Source organism: Xanthomonas sp. BRIP62418, from assembly GCF_003993495.1.
Lineage (GTDB): Bacteria > Pseudomonadota > Gammaproteobacteria > Xanthomonadales > Xanthomonadaceae > Xanthomonas > Xanthomonas euroxanthea.
Genome location: NZ_QEZG01000041.1, coordinates 37,484 through 56,940, shown reverse-complemented (window position 1 = coordinate 56,940; position 19,457 = coordinate 37,484). Strand labels below are relative to the sequence as shown.

The 19,457-nt window shown below is 68.6% G+C and carries 15 protein-coding genes; 9 read left to right on the top strand and 6 right to left on the bottom strand.

Translation table 11 applies throughout. From position 1 onward, the window contains the following. The first annotated feature begins 21 nt into the window (after positions 1–21). A complete protein-coding gene (locus EO174_RS15025) occupies positions 22–1,884 on the top strand; it encodes a formylglycine-generating enzyme family protein (protein WP_104582240.1) in 1,863 nt (620 codons plus the stop codon). Positions 1,885–2,137: 253 nt separating this feature from the next. Then, complete coding sequence (locus tag EO174_RS15020) at positions 2,138–3,385, top strand: virulence factor (RefSeq protein WP_119128860.1); 1,248 nt, start codon at positions 2,138–2,140, stop codon at positions 3,383–3,385. A gap of 234 nt (positions 3,386–3,619) precedes the next feature. On the opposite strand, the gene xseA is transcribed toward EO174_RS15020, so the two are convergent. Continuing rightward, the gene (xseA, locus tag EO174_RS15015; protein ID WP_126945463.1) at positions 3,620–4,960 is read right to left on the bottom strand and encodes an exodeoxyribonuclease VII large subunit; all 1,341 of its coding nucleotides are present in this window, start codon (positions 4,958–4,960) and stop codon (positions 3,620–3,622) included. A gap of 54 nt (positions 4,961–5,014) precedes the next feature. Then, on the bottom strand, positions 5,015–6,082 hold the full coding sequence (queG, locus tag EO174_RS15010; RefSeq protein WP_104649052.1) for a tRNA epoxyqueuosine(34) reductase QueG: 1,068 nt from the start codon (positions 6,080–6,082) through the stop codon (positions 5,015–5,017). 24 nt (positions 6,083–6,106) lie between these two features. On the opposite strand from queG, the gene EO174_RS15005 reads away from it, so the two are divergent. The 6 genes from EO174_RS15005 to EO174_RS14980 all read left to right on the top strand — a co-directional run bounded on the left by EO174_RS15005 (position 6,107) and on the right by EO174_RS14980 (position 13,781). Continuing rightward, positions 6,107–7,594, top strand: a complete 1,488-nt coding sequence (locus EO174_RS15005; protein ID WP_126945460.1) for an NAD(P)H-hydrate dehydratase — start codon at positions 6,107–6,109, stop codon at positions 7,592–7,594. Continuing rightward, positions 7,591–8,091 carry a tRNA (adenosine(37)-N6)-threonylcarbamoyltransferase complex ATPase subunit type 1 TsaE gene (tsaE, locus tag EO174_RS15000; protein ID WP_126945457.1) on the top strand — a complete coding sequence of 167 codons (501 nt, stop codon included), beginning with the start codon at positions 7,591–7,593 and terminating at the stop codon, positions 8,089–8,091. Before EO174_RS15005 ends, tsaE begins: the two co-directional genes overlap by 4 nt. A gap of 70 nt (positions 8,092–8,161) precedes the next feature. Beyond that, the gene (locus EO174_RS14995; protein WP_126945454.1) at positions 8,162–9,859 is read left to right on the top strand and encodes an N-acetylmuramoyl-L-alanine amidase; all 1,698 of its coding nucleotides are present in this window, start codon (positions 8,162–8,164) and stop codon (positions 9,857–9,859) included. A 137-nt stretch (positions 9,860–9,996) separates the two neighbouring features. After that, positions 9,997–11,862, top strand: a complete 1,866-nt coding sequence (gene mutL, locus EO174_RS14990; RefSeq protein WP_126945451.1) for a DNA mismatch repair endonuclease MutL — start codon at positions 9,997–9,999, stop codon at positions 11,860–11,862. Beyond that, a complete protein-coding gene (locus EO174_RS14985; RefSeq protein ID WP_164740221.1) occupies positions 11,862–12,800 on the top strand; it encodes a DUF1684 domain-containing protein in 939 nt (312 codons plus the stop codon). The genes mutL and EO174_RS14985 overlap by 1 nt, the downstream gene beginning before the upstream one ends. A 30-nt stretch (positions 12,801–12,830) precedes the next feature. Next, the gene (locus EO174_RS14980) at positions 12,831–13,781 is read left to right on the top strand and encodes a TraB/GumN family protein (protein WP_115676879.1); all 951 of its coding nucleotides are present in this window, start codon (positions 12,831–12,833) and stop codon (positions 13,779–13,781) included. A gap of 46 nt (positions 13,782–13,827) precedes the next feature. Here EO174_RS14980 and phaR read toward each other — a convergent pair whose 3' ends face one another. From phaR to gluQRS, 3 genes are all read right to left on the bottom strand, one after another. After that, a complete protein-coding gene (gene phaR / locus EO174_RS14975; protein WP_104582180.1) occupies positions 13,828–14,397 on the bottom strand; it encodes a polyhydroxyalkanoate synthesis repressor PhaR in 570 nt (189 codons plus the stop codon). Positions 14,398–14,556: 159 nt separating this feature from the next. Then, on the bottom strand, positions 14,557–15,297 hold the full coding sequence (locus tag EO174_RS14970) for a beta-ketoacyl-ACP reductase (RefSeq protein ID WP_104649044.1): 741 nt from the start codon (positions 15,295–15,297) through the stop codon (positions 14,557–14,559). A gap of 85 nt (positions 15,298–15,382) precedes the next feature. After that, a complete protein-coding gene (gluQRS, locus tag EO174_RS14965) occupies positions 15,383–16,282 on the bottom strand; it encodes a tRNA glutamyl-Q(34) synthetase GluQRS (protein WP_126945448.1) in 900 nt (299 codons plus the stop codon). 97 nt (positions 16,283–16,379) lie between these two features. Here gluQRS and htpX point away from each other — a divergent pair, with 97 nt between their 5' ends. Next, positions 16,380–17,258, top strand: a complete 879-nt coding sequence (htpX, locus tag EO174_RS14960) for a protease HtpX (RefSeq protein WP_119131434.1) — start codon at positions 16,380–16,382, stop codon at positions 17,256–17,258. Positions 17,259–17,378: 120 nt separating this feature from the next. Here htpX and EO174_RS14955 read toward each other — a convergent pair whose 3' ends face one another. Beyond that, positions 17,379–19,448 carry an EAL domain-containing protein gene (locus EO174_RS14955; protein WP_126945445.1) on the bottom strand — a complete coding sequence of 690 codons (2,070 nt, stop codon included), beginning with the start codon at positions 19,446–19,448 and terminating at the stop codon, positions 17,379–17,381. Between the last annotated feature and the right edge of the window lie 9 nt (positions 19,449–19,457).

Below are 19,457 nucleotides of genomic sequence, written 5' to 3'. Positions count from 1 at the left end.
GAGCACTGGAAGGAGCAGGTGGTGGGTGAGTGCGGTAACCGGATCGCAGCATGGGCCTTGCTCGCGCTAGGCGTGTGCGCCTGTTCGCGGACACCGACGCCGGCGCCTGCCGCGGCGCCCCCAGCTGCCGCCGCCGCGCCGTCGAGCCAGCCGAATGTGTCCATCGGTGGAGAGGAATCCGCCGAGACCGTGGCGCAATGGCAGCCACCGCCGGTGGACCTGGGCGACGAGACGCTGGCGCAGGCGCGCAAGCGCGCCGACCAGGCATTGCAGGATGACCGGCTGTATCGCAATGCGGACGATGCAATTCCGCTGTACCTGGCGATCCAGCAGCGCGCCGGCGGCAAGGACGCGGCCAGCCGTCGCGGGCTGGAACAGGCGCGGCGTCGCTTGATCGAGCTGGGCGAAGCGCTGATCGAGCAGACCGACCGCCAGGACAGTGCACTGGAACAGGCGCGTGAGCTGGCCATCGTGGCGCTGGCGCTCGCTCCGCAGGATCCGAAGGTGCGTACGCTGCAACGCGCGGTGGAAACCGCGCAGCGGGTGCTGAGCTTCAACCGTGCCGGCGAGGAGGATCTGCGCGGCGGCCGGCTGGGCGAGGACGGCAACGGGGCGCTGGTGAACTTTCGCGATGCGGCGCAGCTGGATCCGGACAACCCGCGCACGCGCCAGGGGCTGGCCGCGGTGGAAAGCGGCCTGCTGGCACGCGCCGAACAGGCTGCGGAGGCGAGCGACTTCATCGGCGCGCGCTACTGGTTGCAGATGGCCGGGCAGGTACGTGAGCGCGCCCCGACCATTGCCGACGCACGCGCGCGTATCGAGCGCATGCGCCGTGCCCAGATCGCCGCATTGCACGACGCCGGCCTGCACGATCTGACCTCCCCGCGCGGCCTCAAGGCGGCCGGCGAGACCCTGGCTGAAGTGCTGCGCATCGCTGATCCAGGCGATGCGGTGGCCGGTGATCTGCGGCGGCGGCTGGAATTGGCCACCCATTACGGCAGCTTCCGCCCCGGGCAGGTGTTCACCGACGGGCTCAAGGTCGGCGGGCGCGGTCCGCAGATGATCGTGGTGCCGCATGGCGCGTTCCAGATGGGCGCAGGCGATGCCGAGCCCGGCGCCTCCGACAACGAGCGGCCGTCGCATTACGTGCGTTTCGCGCGCGGCTTTGCGTTGTCGATCACCGAAGTGACGGTCGCCGAGTTCCGTCAGTTCGTCGAGGCGACCGGCGCCCGCCCGCGCGCCACCCGGCGCGGGCATTCGGTGGTGTACGACGAGCGCAGCGGCAACTTCATCCGCCGCAGCGGGGTGGATTGGCAGTCCGACTACAACGGCGCGCAGGCCGCCCCCAACAGCCCGGTGATGCACGTCAGCATCCGCGACGCCGAAGCCTATGCGAGCTGGCTGTCGGAACAGACCGGCCGCCACTACCACGTGCCCAGCGAGGCCGAATTCGAATACGCGGTGCGCGCCGGCACCACCGGGCGCTATCCCTGGGGCAATGCCGGCTCGCCGCCGCTGGATGCGGGCAACTTCACCGGCGGCAACGATGTCTCGCGCAGCGGCCGGCACTGGAACAACGGCTTTGTCGGCTACGGCGATGGCTTCTGGGGCCCGGCGCCGGTCGGCAGCTTTCGCGCCAACGCCTGGGGGCTGCACGACATGGGCGGCAACCTGAGCGAGTGGGTGGCCGACTGCTGGCATGCCAGCTACCGCCGCGCGCCGGCCGACGGTGCGGCGTGGTTCAACCCCGGCTGCCGGCAGCGCATGATCCGCGGCGGCAGCTGGGCCAATTCGCCGCAGCAGACGCGTGCGGCCTGGCGGCAGTCGCAGGATTCGGACAGCACCAGCGCGCGGATCGGCTTTCGCCTGGCGCGCGGCATCTAGGGCGCAGTTGCATTGCCGCTGCGCATGCGCGGTCTGCGCCCGCATGGCCAGTGATCGCCGATCGCCATGTTGTGTGCCATACCCGCGTCTCGGGGCACGACATCGACGACGACGTGCACGGTCTTCCGCGTCGCGGCGGCCACACACCGAGGTGAGCGCGCTGGCTTAACCGCAGCGAACACCGACCGTGATCGCGCTGGAACCGGTCACCCTGGCCGCGGTCCAAGCGCCAGCGCTTGCGAGGATTGCGGTGATGGGCTGGGGAATCAAACTGTTTCGTTGGGTCGTCGCACTACTGCTGATCGGCGGCAGCGGCTACGCCGTGGCGCGGCATCTGCAGGACGGAAATACCGCCGGGCATTACCGCTCGGTGGAGGTGCTGCGTCCGGAAGGCACGCCGAAGGCCATGGTGGTGCTGTTGCCCGACAGCGGCCATGCGCAGGACGGCCAGCGGCTTGCCGAGATGCTGAGCAACGATGGCGCGCTGGTCGCGGTGATCGACACCGCCAGCTATCGCGAACGCGTGCGCGCGCATCATGCGGCCTGCAGTTCCCTGGCCGACGATGCCGAACGCTTGGGCAAGAAGTTGCTGCGCGCCGAGCATGTCGACGCATTCCTGCCGCCGGTCCTGGTGGGGCAGGGCGATGGCGCGGTGCTAGCGCGGCAGGCGCTGGCCTCGGCCGCGCCCGACGTGCTGGGTGGCGCGGTTGTCGCCGATGGCGGCGCCAGCACTGGCGGCCTGGCCTGCGCACGCGACATGCCCGATGCCAACCAGGGCTTCCTCGACGATCTGGTCGACGCTGCCAGCCCCACGCAGATCGCTGCCGCCACCCGCGGCCATTTCCTCACGGCCCAGGCGCACGGTGTGGGCGATCTGCCGCTGGTCGAACTGCATGCGCCCGGCAGCGACCGCATGGTGGTGATGCTGTCCGGCGACGGCGGCTGGCGCGAACTGGACAAGGGCATCGCCGCGCAATTGCAGCAGCAGGGGGTGTCGGTGGTGGGCTGGAACAGCCTGCGCTACTTCTGGGCGAGCCGCACGCCGCAGCAGGTCGGGGCGGACCTGGATCGGGTGATCGCAAGCTATCGGCAGCGCTGGCATATCCAGCACGTTGCCTTGGTGGGCTACTCGTTCGGTGCCGATGTGCTGCCGTTTGCCTATCCCGAGCTGTCGCCGCAGCAACGTGCATCGGTGCAGTTTGTCAGCCTGCTGGGCCTGGCCCATCAAGCCGATTTCAAGGTGCGCGTCGGTGGCTGGCTGGGCTGGCACAACGATGCCGAGCGTGATGTGGAGCCGGCGATCCAGTCGCTGGACGCGCATCGCCTGCAATGCATCTACGGCGATCAGGAAAAGGACACGTTGTGCCCGGAGCTGCGCGCGCGTGGCGTGCAGGTGGTGGCGCGTCCGGGCGGGCATCATTTCGACCACGATCCGGTGGTGCTGGCCGGGCTGCTGCTGCAGGGCTGGCGGCAGGCGGCGCAGACGCCCAGTCACGGATAAAAAGCGTGCGAGGCCTGCCGGCGGGCATGCGGAGCGGTCGGTGGCGCGTTGAAGGGCCCGCCCCAGGTGTGGCCCGCCCGGGTAAAGCGGGTGACGCCGCATCGGCGCTCCCTCTGTCCCAATCCACGACGATGCGGGGGCGACCTCGGTAGGCGCATCGTCGCCGCGGCACTGCGATGCGTGTGTCCTTGGCGATTGCCCGCGGCAACCAGGCAGCACGCGTGGTTGCCGCCCTCAGTCCTCGTTGCCTGGCTCGACCCGCACTTCGATGCTGCCATCGGCCAGCTGCGCACGCAGGCGTTCGCCGGCGCTGACTTCGGCGGCGCTGCGCACCACGCTGCCATCGGCGGGGCGGGTCACGATGGCGTAGCCACGCGCGACGGTGGCGAGCGGGCTGACCGCTTCCAGCGAGCGTGCCAGGCTGCGTAGCCGCAGCTGGTCGTGCTGCAGGCGCCGCTGCATCGCTGCCTGCGGATGCAGTGCACGCAGCCGTTGTTGCAGCGTGGCCAGGTCGCGTTGCGGGTTGTGCGCCTGCAGGCGCGCCTGCGACCGTTGCACACGCGCCTGCAGGCGCTCCAGCACCTGGGTCAGGCGCGCGCGCAGCTGGCGTCCGGCATCCTGCTGGCGGCGTTGCAGCAGCTGCAGCCGCGCCTGCGGACTGTGTGCACGCAGGCGCAGGGCGAGCCGGTCGGCGCGCTGCATCGCAGTGGCCAGCGCATGCTGCTGCAGCTGGGCCATGCGCGCATGCGCGCGCCGCACGCGCGCAACCAGCTCGCGCTGATCGGGCACCAGCAGTTCGGCCGCGACCGACGGCGTGGGCGCACGCACATCGGCCACGAAATCGCTGAGGCTGAAGTCGGTCTCGTGCCCGACCGCCGACACCACCGGCGTGCGCGTGGCGGCAATCGTGCGGGCCAGGCGTTCGTCGTTGAAGGCCCACAGGTCTTCCAGCGAGCCGCCACCACGGGTGATCAGAATGACGTCGTAGCGCCCGGACGCATCGGCGCGCTGCAACAGCGAGGTGATCTGCGCAGCGGCGCTGTCGCCCTGCACCAGCGAGGGCAACAGGTCCACTTCCAGCAACGGAAAGCGGCGCGCCAGGACGCTGAGCACGTCGCGTACCGCCGCCCCGCTGGGCGAGGTGATCACCGCCAGCCGCCGCACATGCGCCGGCAACGGCTGCTTGCGCTCGGTATCGAACAGGCCTTCGGCGGCCAGGCGCGCACGCAGTTCGTCGAAGGCGCGCCGCAGGGCGCCTTCGCCGGCCTCTTCCATGTGGTCGAGCACCAACTGGTAGTCGCCGCGCGCTTCGTACAGCGTCAGGCGTCCGCGCGCGAGCACGCGCAGGCCCTCGCGCGGCTGGAACTTCAGCCAGGTGCTCTTGGGCTTGAACATCGCGCAACGGATCTGCGCGCGCGCGTCCTTGAGCGTGAAGTACAGATGGCCCGAGGACGGGCGCGTGACGCTGCTCAGCTCTGCTTCCACCCACACCAGCGGGAAGCTGCCTTCCAGCAGGTCGCGCGCGAGCGTGTTGAGCTGGCTGGGGGTGAGGATCTGTTCGTTGCGGTCGGCCATCGCCGCATTATCCCGCAGCGGCGATGCGCATGCGTGAGCGCATCGGGCGCAAACCTACAAACCGTGTTGCGCCAGCGCCCAGCCCACGTGTTCGCGTACCAGTTCCGAGTCGTCGTGGCGGCGCGCCTCCAGCGCCGCCAGCACCTCCGGCGTGCCGGGCGCATTGCCCAGGCCGACGGCGATGTTGCGCAACCACCGCTGATGGCCGCTGCGGCGGATCGGGCTGCCTTCGGTGCGGCGCAGGAATTCGTCTTCGTCCCAGGCGAACAGTTGCGGCAGCGTTGCCACATCCAGCTCGTTGCGGGCGCGGAAATCGGCTTCGTCGGTGCGCTGGGCGAACTTGTTCCACGGGCAGACCAGCTGGCAGTCGTCGCAGCCGAAGATGCGGTTGCCGATCGGCTTGCGCATCTGCTCGGGAATTGCGCCCTCGTGTTCGATGGTGAGATAGGCGATGCAGCGGCGCGCATCCAGCCGGTACGGGGCGATGATGGCCTGGGTCGGGCAGATGTCGATGCAGCGCGTGCAGGTGCCGCAATGCGCGGTGGCAGGGGTGTCGATGGGCAAGGGCAGATCGAGGTAGATCTCGCCCAGGAAGAACCACGACCCGCCCTTGCGATCGATCAGGCAGGTGTGTTTGCCGATCCAGCCCAGGCCCGCGTTGCGTGCCAGTGCCCGCTCCAGCACCGGCGCCGAATCGACGAACACCCGATAGCCGAATGCGCCGACTTCGCCCTGGATGCGCTCGGCCAGTTTCTGCAGCCGGTTGCGCATCAGCTTGTGATAGTCGCGCCCCAGCGCGTACCGCGCCACGTAGGCGCGGCGGCCGTCGTGCAGGGTGTTCCAGGCTTCGCTGTCGTCCTTGCGGCCGTAATCCATGCCCACCGACAACACGCGCAGGGTGCCGGGCACCAGCTCCTGCGGGCGCGAGCGCTTGTCGCCGTGCTGGGCCATCCAGTGCATGGTCCCGTACAGGCCTTCTTCCAGCCAGCTGCGCAGATGTCCCTCGTCTTCGCCCAGCTCGATGCCGGTAATGCCGCAGCGCTGGAAGCCCGCCTCGCGCGCAAGCGCACGGATGCGCGCGGCAGCGTCGGTGGGGTCGGGACGGGCGAGGACGGCAGACATGGTGACAAGTATAGAATTCCCGGCATGTACGCACCGCTCGATCTTTACGACACCGCCGCCGCGCGCAGGCTGGACACGCAGGCCACCACGCTGCTCGGCGGCGACGGCTATACCTTGATGCAACGCGCCGGGCAGGCCGCCTGGCAGGTCCTGCTGGAACGCTGGCCACGGGCACGCCGCATCGTGGTGGTCTGTGGCACCGGCAACAACGGGGGCGATGGCTATGTGCTGGCACGCCTGGCGCAGCGGGCCGGGCGCCAGGTGCAGGTGGTGCATCTGCCCGGGCACGGCCCGGCCGCGCCGCTGGCGCAGCGCGCCTGCACCGACTATCTGGGCGTGGGCGGTGCGATCGACCTGTTTCCATCTCCGCTGCCGCAGGCCGATGTGATCGTCGATGCGCTGTTCGGCATCGGCCTCAACCGCGCGCCCGACAGCGAGACCGGCGCGTTGATCGATGCCATCAACGCCGCCGGCGTGCCGGTGTTTGCGCTGGATGTGCCCAGCGGCATCGATGCCGATCACGGCGTGGCCTTCGGTGCTGCGGTGCGCGCGGACGCCACCTTGCAGTTCATCGTGCCGCACGTGGGGCTCTACACCGGCGATGCGCTGGAGCATGCCGGCACGCGCGCAGTCGCGTCGCTGGACGTGCCGGATGCGGCATTCGACGGGCTGACGCCGGCCGCGCACAGCTGGGAGATCGACGCCCTGGCCGCGCAGTTGCGCCCGCGCCGACGCAATACGCACAAGGGCGAATCCGGGCGCGTGCTGTGTGTCGGCGGCAACCTCGGCAGCGGCGGCGCGATCATGCTGACCGCCGAAGCTGCCTTGCGCAGCGGCGCCGGGCTGGTGCAGGTCGCCACCCGCGCCGAGCATGTCGCGCCATTGCTGGCGCGCTGCCCGGAAGCGATGGTGCGCGCGCTGCAGGCCGGCGACGACATCGACGCGCTGGCCGATGCGGCCGACGTGGTCGCACTGGGGCCAGGGCTGGGTCAGGACGCCTGGGCGCAGCCGTTGTGGCACGGCGTGTTGGCGTCTGACAGTGCCGTCGTCATCGATGCCGATGGCCTGAACCTGCTGGCCGCCAACCAGGTGCCGACACGCGGCCCGCGCGTGCTGACACCGCATCCGGGCGAAGCCGGCCGTCTGCTGGGGATGTCGACCGGGCAGGTTCAGCACGACCGGCTGGCTGCCGCAGACGCCTTGGCCAAACGTTTCGATGCCGTGGTGGTGCTCAAGGGCGCCGGCAGCGTGATCGCCGCGCCGCACGCAGTGCCGCGCATCATCGACGCCGGTAATCCGGGCATGGCGGTCGGCGGCATGGGCGACCTGCTGACCGGCGTGATCGCAGCCCTGCTGGCGCAGGGTTGGTCGCCGTTCGATGCGGCAAGCCTGGGTGCCTTGCTGCATGCCTGCGCCGGCGATGCGGCTGCGCGCGCGGGCGAGCGCGGCCTGCTGCCGACCGATCTGCTGCCCGAACTGCGCCGCCTCGCCAATGCCGGAGCCATTGCATGAGCCAGCTCAGCGCACACCTGGTCGATGCGCAGGCCACCGAAAGCCTGGGGCAGGCCCTGGCCGCGGTACGGCCCACCCGCGCGATGGTGCAACTGCACGGCGATCTCGGCGCAGGCAAGTCCACACTGGCGCGTGCGCTGCTGCGCGCACTCGGCGTCACCGGCCCGATTCGCAGCCCCACCTACACCCTGGTCGAACGTTATCCGCTCAGCACCGGCGACGAGGCCTGGCACCTGGATCTGTACCGCATCGGGCAGGCCGGAGAACTGGATTTTCTCGGGCTCGACGAGGGCAGCGCGAGCCTGTGGCTGGTCGAATGGCCCGAGCGCGGCGCGGGCGCGCTGCCGCCGGTGGACCTGGACGTGGAACTGGCGATCGATGGCGAGGGACGCAGCGTCACGCTGCTGGGCCGCAGCCAAACCGGGCGCGACTGGCTGACGCAGCTTTCAGGCTTGCCGCAGTTGCAGTCTCTTTTTGCCGGCTCACAACAACAATGAACGCCAGGTTGTGGATTATTAAGGGAAATCACCTTGCAATTCACACGCTCGGGTGTTTGAATCCAGCGCCATGACACCGGGGTTCCGCCAGTTCTGTGTTTCCGCCCTGACCGCCAGCCTCAGCCTGGCGGTTTTTGCTGCGTGGGCCGGCGAAATCAAGGGTGTCGGCATCAGCACCGGTGCCACCGGCACGCGTGCGGAGATCCAGCTGGCAGGCAGCGGCGGATTCAAGACGCTGTCGCTGGCCAATCCCAATCGCCTGGTGGTGGATTTTCCCGATTCCTCCGGTGTGCGTGGCCTCAAATTGCCGCCCGCGGCCGGCCTGGTGACGTCGGTGCGGACCGGCCAACCGGTGCCGGGCACCTTTCGGGTGGTCTTCGAGCTGGCAACGCCGGTCACGCCGTTGAAGCCGCAGATGCAGACGCTGGGCAGTGCGTCGACCCTGGTGATCGAGTGGCCGGGCGATTCGCCGGTCTCCGCCGGCACGGTGGCTGCCAACCCGACAACACCTGCGACGCCGCCGCCGCGCCCGGCCAATGCACAATCCGAGGCGGCCCGCGCGACCGCTGCGTTGGCGGCGTCTGCGCAGCGTGCGTCGGTGGTGCCGCCTGCGCCTGCACCGTATGTCCCTGCCTCGGCCATGCCCAGCGTGACCCCGGCGCCGGTACCGACGACGGTGGCCACCGGCGTGCCGACACCGCGTCCAGGCACGGCCGCGGCTGCGGTAACCACCAGCACGTCCGCGCCAGCCGGCACTGCCGGCAACTCCTCCAATCGCACCGTCGCCACCGCCGGTACGTCGCCAGCACCCGCGATGACAGGCAACCCCGCATCGCCGGCTGCCATCTTGAATGGCGGCAATGCGCCGATGGGCGCCGCGTCGGGTAATGCCGTGACTGCCACACCGAATACCGCCGGCGGCGTTGCCGCGGCGGACAGCGATGAGTTGCCGCCGCGTCCGGTGCTGCCCAGCGAGGCCTCGCGGATCAAGATGGCACCCGGCATGCGGCCGTTGATCGTCGCGATCGATCCGGGACATGGTGGCCAGGATCCGGGCGCCATGGGCCCGACCGGCAAGCGCGAAAAGGATGTCACCCTGGCCGTTGGTCGCGAACTGGCGCGCCAGATCAACGCCACGCCCGGCATGAAGGCCTACCTGACACGCGATACCGACGTGTTCATTCCGCTGCCGATGCGCGCGCAGAAGGCACGCGCCGCCAAGGCCGACATCTTCATCTCCATCCATGCCGACGCTGCCGAGAACCGCAGTGCGACCGGCTCGTCGGTCTATGTGCTGTCGACCAAGGGGGCTTCCTCGCAGCGCGCGCGCTGGCTGGCCGACAAGGAAAATGCCGCCGACCTGGTTGGCGGGGTGCGTCTGCAGCAGACCGAAAGCACGCTGGCCAATGTGCTGCTGGATCTGGCCCAGAGCGGCCACATGAAGGCCTCCGAGGATGCGGCAGGGCACGTGCTCGGCGGCCTCAAGCGGATCGGCAACAACCACAAGCCGCAGCTGGAACGCGCCAACTTCGCGGTGCTGCGCACCTCCGACATGCCGGCGATGCTGGTGGAGACCGCCTTCATTTCCAATCCGGACGAAGAGCGTCGCCTGATCGACCCGGCCTACCAGCGCAAGATCGCCGCGGCCGTGCTGGATGGCATCGATACCTTCTTCACCCGCCAGCCGCCGCCAGGCACCTTGTTTGCAGCGCGCGCGCAGGCCGAAGCCGATGCGGGCGTCGGCACCGTGGCCGGCGGCAGCCGCTGAGCAGCTCGGCTATCATTCCGCACTGATTCCTTGATGACGGCGCCCACGCGCCGCCGGATTGCCGTGCCGACGTCTGCCTTGCCTGTTACACCCTCGATGCGCGTGGACCTTTGCGTCCGGCACGAGCGCCTGCGCTGATGGCGATCCGTCAGCTCCCCGAGATCCTGATCAACCAGATTGCCGCCGGCGAAGTCGTCGAGCGGCCTGCGTCGGTGGTCAAGGAACTGGTCGAAAACGCACTCGATGCCGGCGCCACCCGCGTGGATATCGAGCTGGAAGAGGGCGGCGTGCGGCTGATCCGCATCCGCGACAACGGCGGCGGCATCACTCCCGACGAACTGCCGCTGGCGGTGTCGCGGCATGCCACCAGCAAGATTGCATCGCTGGACGATCTGGAGACCGTGGCCACGCTCGGCTTTCGTGGCGAAGCGTTGCCGTCGATCGCCTCGGTCAGCCGTTTCACCCTGATTTCGCGCCGCCACGATGCCGAACATGGCTCCGCGCTGGAGATCGACGGTGGCCGCCTGGGCGAGGTGATGCCACGTGCACACGCGCCCGGCACCACGGTCGAAGTGCGCGAGCTGTTCTTCAACGTACCGGCGCGGCGCAAGTTCCTGCGTGCCGAGCGCACCGAGCTGGGGCATATCGAAGAGTGGCTACGCTCACTGGCGTTGGCGCGGCCCGATGTGGAGTTGCGGGTTTCGCACAACGGCAAACCCTCGCGTCGCTACAAGCCGGGCGACCTGTATTCGGATGCGCGGTTGGGCGAGACCCTGGGCGAGGATTTCGCGCGGCAGGCCTTGCGCGTCGATCACAGTGGCGCCGGTCTGCGGCTGCACGGCTGGGTCGCCCAACCGCATTACTCGCGCGCCAGTACCGACCAGCAGTATCTCTACGTCAACGGCCGCTCGGTGCGCGATCGCAGCGTCGCGCACGCGGTCAAGATGGCCTATGGCGATGTGCTGTTCCATGGCCGCCAGCCGGCCTACGTGCTGTTCCTGGAGCTGGATCCGGCGCGCGTGGACGTCAACGTGCATCCGGCCAAGCACGAGGTGCGTTTCCGCGAGGCGCGGCTGATCCACGACTTCGTCTACCGCACCTTGCAGGACGCGCTGGCGCAGACGCGCGCCGGCGCGATGCCCAACAGCAGCGCTACGGAAGGCGCCGGCGATGTCGGCGCGGTGCCGGGGAGCATGCCCGATCGTTCAGGCTACGGAAGCGGAAGCAGTAGTGGCGGCGGTGGTGCCGGCTACGGCCAGTGGACGCCATCGCAGACCCCGCTGGGCCTGCGCGTGGATGAGGCGCGTGCGGCCTACAGCGCGCTGTATGCGCCGCCGCCCAGCGGCGCGCAGCAGCAGTCGGCACGCTTGCCCGAGGGCTCGGGAATGGGCCTGCCGGCGACTGCCGCAGACAGCGGCGTGCCGCCGCTGGGCTATGCCGTCGCGCAGTTGCACGGCATCTACATCCTGGCCGAGAACGCCGAAGGCCTGATCGTGGTGGACATGCATGCCGCGCACGAACGCATCGGCTACGAGCGGCTCAAGAACGCGCACGACAGCATCGGCCTGCACGCGCAACCGCTGTTGGTGCCGATGACGCTGGCGGTGGGCGAGCGCGAGGCCGACACCGCCGAGCGCGAAGCCGACACGCTGGCCAGCCTGGGCTTCGAGGTCACCCGCGCCGGCCCGCAATCGCTGCACGTGCGCAGCATTCCCGCATTGCTTGCCAATGCCGACCCCGAGGCGCTGTTGCGCGATGTGCTCGGCGACCTGCGCGAACATGGCCAGAGCCGGCGCATTGCCGGGGCGCGCGACGAGCTGCTCTCCACCATGGCGTGCCACGGCGCGGTGCGCGCGAACCGGCGCCTGACCGTGCCGGAAATGAACGCACTGCTGCGCGATATGGAAATCACCGAGCGCTCGGGCCAATGCAACCACGGTCGGCCGACCTGGGCACGGTTTACGCTGGGCGAAATCGATCGCTGGTTCCTGAGGGGGCGCTGATGGCTGCATTGCACAGGGGGAACCGCTGGCTGCTCGGCACGCTGGTGTGTGCGGCGCTGGCCGGCTGCGGCAAGGACGCACCGCCGCCGGCGGCACCGGCCGCACTCGACAAGGCCTTCCTGGCCGACAACGCGGCCTGGCGCGAAGCGCGCCTGACCGAGCTGCGCGCGCCCGATGGCTGGACCAGCCTGGTCGGCCTGCACTGGCTGTCGCTGAAGGCGCACTACATCGGCAGCAGTGCCGACAGCGGCATCAGGCTGGCGGTCGGGCCGCCCAAGCTGGGCATGGTCTCCACCGAGGCCGACACGGTCTGGTTCGTGCCCGAGCGCGGCGCGGAATTGAGCGTTGATGGCAAGCCGCTGACCGGCCGGATCCGCTTCCAGTCCGATCGCGACCCGCAGCCGACCTTCATCCATTTCGATGGCGGCAAGGGCGTGTTGAGCCTGATCCATCGCGGCGACCGCAACGCGCTGCGGGTCAAGCATGCCGACGCGCCGTCGCGCAGCCACTTCGCCGGGCTGGAGTACTGGCCGGCCGATCCGTCCTGGCGCATCAGCGCACGCTATGTGCCCAACGATGTCGGCAAGACCATTCCGATCGTGGACATCGTCGGCATCAGCAGCGAGCAGCCCAATGCCGGGGCCATCGCCTTCGAGCGCGATGGCAAGGCGTATCGGCTGCAGACCATCGGCGAACCGGGGCGGCCGATGTTCGTGGTGTTCGCCGACCGCACCAGCGGGCACGGCAGCTATCCGGCCGGGCGCTTCCTGGACCTGGACGTGCCCGATGCCTCCGGGCATGTGGTCGTGGATTTCAACCGTGCCTACAACCCGCCGTGCGCGTTCACTCCGTTTGCGACCTGTCCGCTGCCGCCGCCGGAAAACCGCATCGACCTGGCGGTATCGGCAGGCGAGAAAACCTACAAGGTGCCGCACTGACGTGGAGACAGCGACGTGGTAGAGGCAAGCATGCGCACCCGGCTGGCCGCCTGGTGCTGCGGCGCGGTGATCGCGCTGGGGCTGTGGAGCGGGGCAGCCGCACCGACCTGGGCACGTGCCGGCCACGACACGCCTGCCGGGCCGCCGGTGCCGTTGTTGTGGAGGGTCGATGGCAAGGGCGGCACGCTGTATCTGCTGGGCTCGTTCCATGTGCTCAAGCCCAGCGATTACCCCTTGTCGCCGGATGTGATGCAGGCATTCGCCAAGGCTGACAGGTTGGTGTTCGAATTGCCGCCGTCCGACGCGCAATCGCCCGAACTGGCCGGCCGCATGCTGCAGGCGGCGCGGCGCAGCGACGGGCGTCGCCTGCAGGACGTACTCGATCCAAAGACCTGGCAGGCGCTGACCAGCTACGCACGCAAGCGCGGGATGCAGGTGGACAGCTTGCAGCCACTGGAACCCTGGTTCGTGGCGTTGACGATCAGCCTGGCGGAGATGAGCCGGCAAGGCATGGATCCGGCTGCCGGCCTGGACCATTACCTGATGGCGCAGGCGCAAGCCCAGGGTAAACCGGCCGATGGGCTGGAGCGCGCCCAGGAGCAGATTGCCTTGCTCGACGGCATGTCGCCCACCGAGCAGCATCAGCTGCTGGAAGAGGCGCTGGACGACGCCGGCACCACCGATCAGCTGCGTCAGTTGCACGCGGCCTGGCGCAATGGCGATGTGCACACCCTGTCCACGCAGATGGCCGAGCAGATGCGGCAGCACTATCCGGCGCTGTACCAGGACATCAATGTCGAGCGCAATGCGCGCTGGGTGCCGCGGCTGGAACAGCGGCTGGGCAAAGGGAGCGGGACCACGCTGGTGGTGGTCGGTGCGCTGCATCTGCTGGGAAGCGACGGAGTGGTCGAGCGCCTGCGCGCGCGTGGGTACCACGTGGAGCGGATCTGCGCGGCCTGCGCGGAGCAGGCCGGCCGCTGACTGGCGGCGCCGTGGAGCGTCTCACGCTCCAGGCGCAGCGCTTGCGTCATCCGCGGTTGCGGGCCTTGCCGGTGGTGCCGGCGCTACCGGCGGCAGTGCCGTGGGTGCCGGTGCCCATCGGGCCGCTGCCCATGCCGCTCGCCCCCGGCGGCGGCGTACCAGGGCCGCCCGGACGCCCGAAACCGGCGCCGAAGTTGCGCTGGAACTCCTGCCACAACTCCAGGTTGCGCTCGGTCAGCTGGTTCATCATCGCCCACGGGGTCTGCCCGAGCAGGTTGCCCATCTGCTGGCGGAACTGCTGCTGCTGATCCAGGAACACCTGCATGCTGCGCTCCAGGTAGTTGCCCATGAAGCCCTGCAGAGAGTCGCCGTAGAAACGGATGATCTGGCTCAGCAGCTGGGTCGACAGCATCGGCTCGCCGTCCTGTTCACGGTCGGCAATGATCTGCAGCAAGACGGCGCGACTGAGGTCTTCACCGCTCTTGGCGTCGCGTACTTCGAATTCTTCGCCGTCGATGATGAGCTGGCGCACATCTTCGATGGTGATGTAGCTGGAGATTTCCGTGTCGTAGAGACGGCGATTGGGATACTTCTTGATGATGCGAAGTCCGGCCATGGAACGTTCACTCACAACGATAGTGCGCGCAGGATGGCGCACCGCAGCAGCCCTTGCAACCGCCGCAAGGCCTTATTTTCTTAAGAGGACACCAAAAAAATGCTGCGCAGCATGATTTTCAAGGGTTTTTCATGCTGCATCGCGAAGTTGCAGCAAACGTTACCAACCCATGTGGTGGCCGCCGTTGATATCCAGATTGGAGCCCGTGATCCAGGCGGCCTCTTCCGCCACCAGGAAGGCCACCGCATAGGCGATTTCCTCCGGGCGGCCCAGGCGGCCGGTGGGGATGTCGGCGACGATCTTGGCGCGCACCTCTTCCGGGACCGCCATCACCATGTCGGTGGCCACATAGCCCGGCGACACGGTATTGACGGTCACCCCGAACGCGGCATTTTCGCGTGCCAGCGAGATGGTGAAGCCGTGCATGCCGGCCTTGGCGGCCGCGTAGTTGGCCTGCCCGTACTGGCCCTTCAGGCCGTTGATCGAGCTGATCTGGATCACCCGTCCCCAGCCGCGCTGGCGCATGCCTTCGATCACCGGACGGGTGACGTTGAAGACCGAGTTGAGATTGGTGTTGATGACGTCATGCCATTGTTCGGCGGTCATGCGATGGAAGGTGGTGTCGCGGGTGATGCCGGCGTTGTTGACCAGAATTTCGATCGGCCCAAGCGCTGCCTGGACTTCTTCGACCAGGGCGCGCGCATGCTCGGAAGACGCCACGTCGCCGCGGAACAGGGCGATGTCGTAGCCCTGGCCCTGCATGCGCTGCTGCCAGGCCTGAGCTTTTTCGGCATTGCGGAAGTTGCTGGCCACCCGGTGGCCCTGGTCTGCCAGGCGCTTGCAGATGGCGGTGCCGATACCGCCGGTGCCGCCGGTGACCAATACGACGCGAGATGTCATGACGACTCCAATGGACAGAAGAAAGACTGCGGCGGTCAGGGCACAGGCGCGCTGCCTGGCCCGACGCCGGTGCTGGGGCGCAATTCTAGTCACGCCGGGGCGGTGATGCGCGTCCGTTGGCATCCAGATGCAGCTGCCGGGGCAACCGCTGCGGCAAAAAATGCTGCACCGCATGCTGCAGCACGGTGTCGAGCGCGGCACGGCGCGGCAATGCCGCCGGATCCTGTCCCAGGACCGCCCAGGCGGCGTGCAGCGCCGGTTGTGGGTCTGCATCGTCCAGCGCAGGCGCGGCGTGCGACTTGGACAGCTTGCGGCCGGCGTGGTCCAGGATCAGCGGCAGGTGCAGATAGCGTGGCTGCGGCAGGCCCAGCGCGCGCCGCAGCAGCAACTGACGTGGGGTGGAATCGAGCAGGTCGGCGCCGCGCACGACATCGGTGATGGCCTGCGCGGCATCGTCGACCACCACCGCCAGCTGGTACGCCCAGTAGCCGTCGGCGCGGCGCAGCACCACGTCGCCGACATCGGCATGCACGTCCTGCACCACGTGGCCCTGCAGCGCGTCGTCGAAGCCGACCGGTGGCTGTGGCGGCACCCGCAGGCGTACCGCACGGCGGGCGCCCAGCGGCGCCACGCAGGCATGGTGGATGCCGCCCATGCCGGCAAGATCGGCGCGGCTGCAACTGCATTCGAAGGCCAGTCCCGCCTCCAGCAAGCTGGTGACGGCGGCGTCGTAGTGTGCGTGGCGGTCGGATTGGTACAGCACCGGCAGGTCTGAGCGCAGGCCGAAGGCGGCCAGGGTGCGCAGCTGACGTTCGCAGGCGCCGGGCTCGGCGCGCGGTGGATCGATGTCTTCGACGCGCACGCACCACTGGCCACCGGCGTGCCGCGCGAGCAGCCAGCTGCCGAATGCTGCCAGCAGGGAGCCGAAGTGCAGCGGGCCGGTCGGGGAGGGCGCGAAGCGGCCGCGGTAGAGGAGGGCTGGCATGATCGGCTGAATCGTCGGTCAGGTGATCGCTTGATTTCAAGCGCTGACGACCGCAGATCCGCTGCAGGTCATCCTGCTTGCGTGGAGTCATCGCACCATGTTCAACCGCATTTTCCTGTTCCTGCTGACCAATTTTGCGGTGTTGATGCTGGCCGGCATCGTGATGTCGGTGCTGGGCGTCAATCCTGCGCAGATGAGCGGCCTGCTGGTGATGGCGGCCGTGTTCGGGTTCGGCGGCTCGTTCATCTCGTTGCTGCTGTCCAAGTTCATGGCCAAGCGCAGCACTGGCGCGCAGGTGATCACCGAGCCACGCACGCCGACCGAGCGCTGGTTGCTGGAGACGGTGCGCCGTCAGGCCCAGGCGGCCGGCATCGGCATGCCGGAAGTGGCGGTCTACGACGGCCCGGAAATCAATGCCTTCGCCACGGGCGCCAACCGCAACAACGCGCTGGTCGCGGTGTCCACCGGGCTGCTGCAGAACATGAGCCAGGACGAGGCCGAGGCGGTGCTGGGCCATGAAATCGCACATGTCGCCAATGGCGACATGGTCACCATGGCCTTGCTGCAAGGCGTGCTCAATACCTTCGTGATCGTGCTGGCACGCGTGGTCGGCGGCATCATCGACAGCGCCATGTCGGGCAACCGCGATGGTGGCCGCGGCTTTGCCTACTACATCATCGTGTTCGTGCTAGAGATGGTGTTCGGCCTGTTCGCGACGATGATCGCGATGTGGTTCTCGCGTCGCCGCGAATTCCGCGCCGATGCCGGTGGTGCGCAGCTGGCGGGTCGCGGCAAGATGATTGCCGCATTGGAGCGCCTGTCGCTGAACCACGGCCAGAGCACCTTGCCCTCGCAGGTGCAGGCCTTCGGCATCTCCGGCGGTGTGGGCGATGGGCTGCGCCGGCTGTTCCTGAGCCACCCGCCGCTGGCCGAGCGCATCGCCGCGTTGCGTGCCGCCAACGGTGCGGCGATGTAAGACGGCCTTGCCAGATGCCCGCGTGGCGCATTGGTTCACGCCAGCCAACAAAAAACCCGCAGCACGCGGGTTTTTTGTTGGCTGGCGCGAGGTGCCAGCGATGCGATGCGGCTGCAGGCCTCAGCCGAACTCGTAGTTCATCAACGGCCCGGTCGGTGCGACGAAATCGCCTTGCACATAGTCCACCCCCGCGCTGAAGAAGCTGCTCATCGACTGCGCGTCGGCCACGAACTCGGCCACGGTGAGGATGCCGGCCGGCTGCGCGCGCGAGGTGATCTCGCGGATCTTTTCCTGGCTTTCGCGGGCCGAGGCCACTTCGCCGGTGATGCCGCGATCGAGCTTGAGGAAGGCCGGCTGGAAATGCGCCAGCAGCTGGAACGAATCCAGGCCCGAGCCGAACTGTTCCAGCCCGACCTTGCAGCCCATGGCCGATACCGCCGCCAGGAACTGCTGGGCGTTGCGCAGGTGCGTGAACACCTTCGATTCCGGCGTCTGCAACCACAGCCGTTCGCCCGGCACGCCATACACGGCCAGCTGCTCGCGGATGATGTCGACCATCTGCGGATCGGAAAACGAGTTGGGCCCGATGCGTACCAGCAGGTGCGTGGCGTGTCCCGCACGCTGCCGCTCGCCAAGCTGGCGGATCGCGCGCGCCACCACCCAGCGGTCGATCTCGGTGATCAGATCGTGTTCTTCGGCGATCGCCATGAAGGCGTTCGGCGACATCATCTCGCCGTTGCGCTCCAGCCGCAGGAAGACCTGATACAGCTCCAGCGGCTCGCCCTGCAGGTTGAGCACCGGCTGGTAATGCAGCAGGAAGCCGTCGCCGGCCAGTGCCTCGCGCAGCTGTTGCACCCAGCGTTCGATGCGTTCTTCTTCGGCCCGGTCGGCCGCTGCCGGGTCGTAGATGCTGACTGCATTGCCGCCCAGCTCGGCGGTGGTGCGTACCGCCTCGGTACCGCGGTTGAGCACCTGCCCGATGCTGGCGATCTTCTCGCCGATCTGCACGCCGCCGATGCTCACCGTCACCGTGGCCGAGCGCGCGCCAATGCTGAAGACGTGCTGCGCGAACGCGTCGCGCACCAGTTCCGCCAATGCGTGCGTGCGCGCGTAATTGCCGTCCATCAGCAACGCGAAGCTGTGCTCGCCGAAACGCGCGGCGACCACGCTGTCATCGGTCACGCTGGCCACATGCGCGGCCAGGGCGGCGATCAGCGCGTCGGCCGAATCCAGGCCGATCTCGGGCAGCAGGCGCGCGTAATGGTCTGGCTCGATCAGCAGGAAGCCGGACTGGCCTTCGCTGCGGCCGGCGCGCGCCACCGCCTGTTCCAGCGCCACCATGAAGGCGGGGCGGTTGAGCAGGCCAGTGACCTGGTCGCGCTGACGCAGGTCCTCGACCTCGCGCGCCAGCTCCGGGTCGAATTCCTCGCGGCGGCGGAACACCACCTGGATGCACGGCTCGCCTTCATACGTGGCGGTGGCGAACTCCATCGTCGCCGGGAAGGTGTCGCCTTCCAGCCGGCGCGCGTCAACCTTGTACTGCGCCGGCGGCGGCTCGCCCTTGGACATCGCCTTGAGCAACTGCTTGAAATCGTCGACGTACTGCGCGGCGATCATGTCCAGCAGCGACACGCCCTCGACATCGTCGAACGACTCGAAGCCGAACATGTCCAGGTACGCCTCGTTGGCACGGATATGCATGCCTTCGTGCACATAGGCAATCGGGTCGCGCGAGGAGGCGATCAAGGCATCGCAGCGCCGTTCGGTTTCGCGCATCTGCGCCTCGATGCGGCGCAGCCCGCGGCGTGCCTGCAGGTCGGCCCATTCCGAGCGCACCAGCGCCAGCAGGTGTTCGGGGCGATGCCGCAGCACGATGGCGCGGATGCCATGCGCGGCGGCCTCGACCAGCGCGTCTTCCTCGATCCGCTCGGCCAGCAGGATGATCGGGATGTCCTTGCCGCTGCCGGCGATCTGCTGCTGCAACACAGTCATCGGGATCTGCAGCGCCTGCCCGTACAGTGCCAGGTCGATCTGCCCCGACAGCATGCTGGCGAGCTCTTCCGGGGTCTGCGGTCGCGATGGGCGCACCGCGATGCCGCCGTTGCGCAACGCGGTCACGATCGCCTCTGCGCCTTCGACGCTGTCGTCGACCATCATCAAGCGGAGGGTGAGATCTTTACCTTTTTGCATGCGCGTTTC

Coding starts and splice junctions, on each gene's coding strand:
- xseA (WP_126945463.1), bottom strand. CDS start 4,960: ATGGCCGACCGCAACGAACAGATCCTCACCCCCAGCCAGCTCAACACG.
- EO174_RS15020 (WP_119128860.1), top strand. CDS start 2,138: ATGGGCTGGGGAATCAAACTGTTTCGTTGGGTCGTCGCACTACTGCTG.
- EO174_RS14995 (WP_126945454.1), top strand. CDS start 8,162: ATGACACCGGGGTTCCGCCAGTTCTGTGTTTCCGCCCTGACCGCCAGC.
- queG (WP_104649052.1), bottom strand. CDS start 6,082: ATGTCTGCCGTCCTCGCCCGTCCCGACCCCACCGACGCTGCCGCGCGC.
- mutL (WP_126945451.1), top strand. CDS start 9,997: ATGGCGATCCGTCAGCTCCCCGAGATCCTGATCAACCAGATTGCCGCC.
- EO174_RS14985 (WP_164740221.1), top strand. CDS start 11,862: ATGGCTGCATTGCACAGGGGGAACCGCTGGCTGCTCGGCACGCTGGTG.
- tsaE (WP_126945457.1), top strand. CDS start 7,591: ATGAGCCAGCTCAGCGCACACCTGGTCGATGCGCAGGCCACCGAAAGC.
- htpX (WP_119131434.1), top strand. CDS start 16,380: ATGTTCAACCGCATTTTCCTGTTCCTGCTGACCAATTTTGCGGTGTTG.
- EO174_RS14955 (WP_126945445.1), bottom strand. CDS start 19,448: ATGCAAAAAGGTAAAGATCTCACCCTCCGCTTGATGATGGTCGACGAC.
- EO174_RS14970 (WP_104649044.1), bottom strand. CDS start 15,297: ATGACATCTCGCGTCGTATTGGTCACCGGCGGCACCGGCGGTATCGGC.
- phaR (WP_104582180.1), bottom strand. CDS start 14,397: ATGGCCGGACTTCGCATCATCAAGAAGTATCCCAATCGCCGTCTCTAC.
- EO174_RS14980 (WP_115676879.1), top strand. CDS start 12,831: ATGCGCACCCGGCTGGCCGCCTGGTGCTGCGGCGCGGTGATCGCGCTG.
- EO174_RS15005 (WP_126945460.1), top strand. CDS start 6,107: ATGTACGCACCGCTCGATCTTTACGACACCGCCGCCGCGCGCAGGCTG.
- gluQRS (WP_126945448.1), bottom strand. CDS start 16,282: ATGCCAGCCCTCCTCTACCGCGGCCGCTTCGCGCCCTCCCCGACCGGC.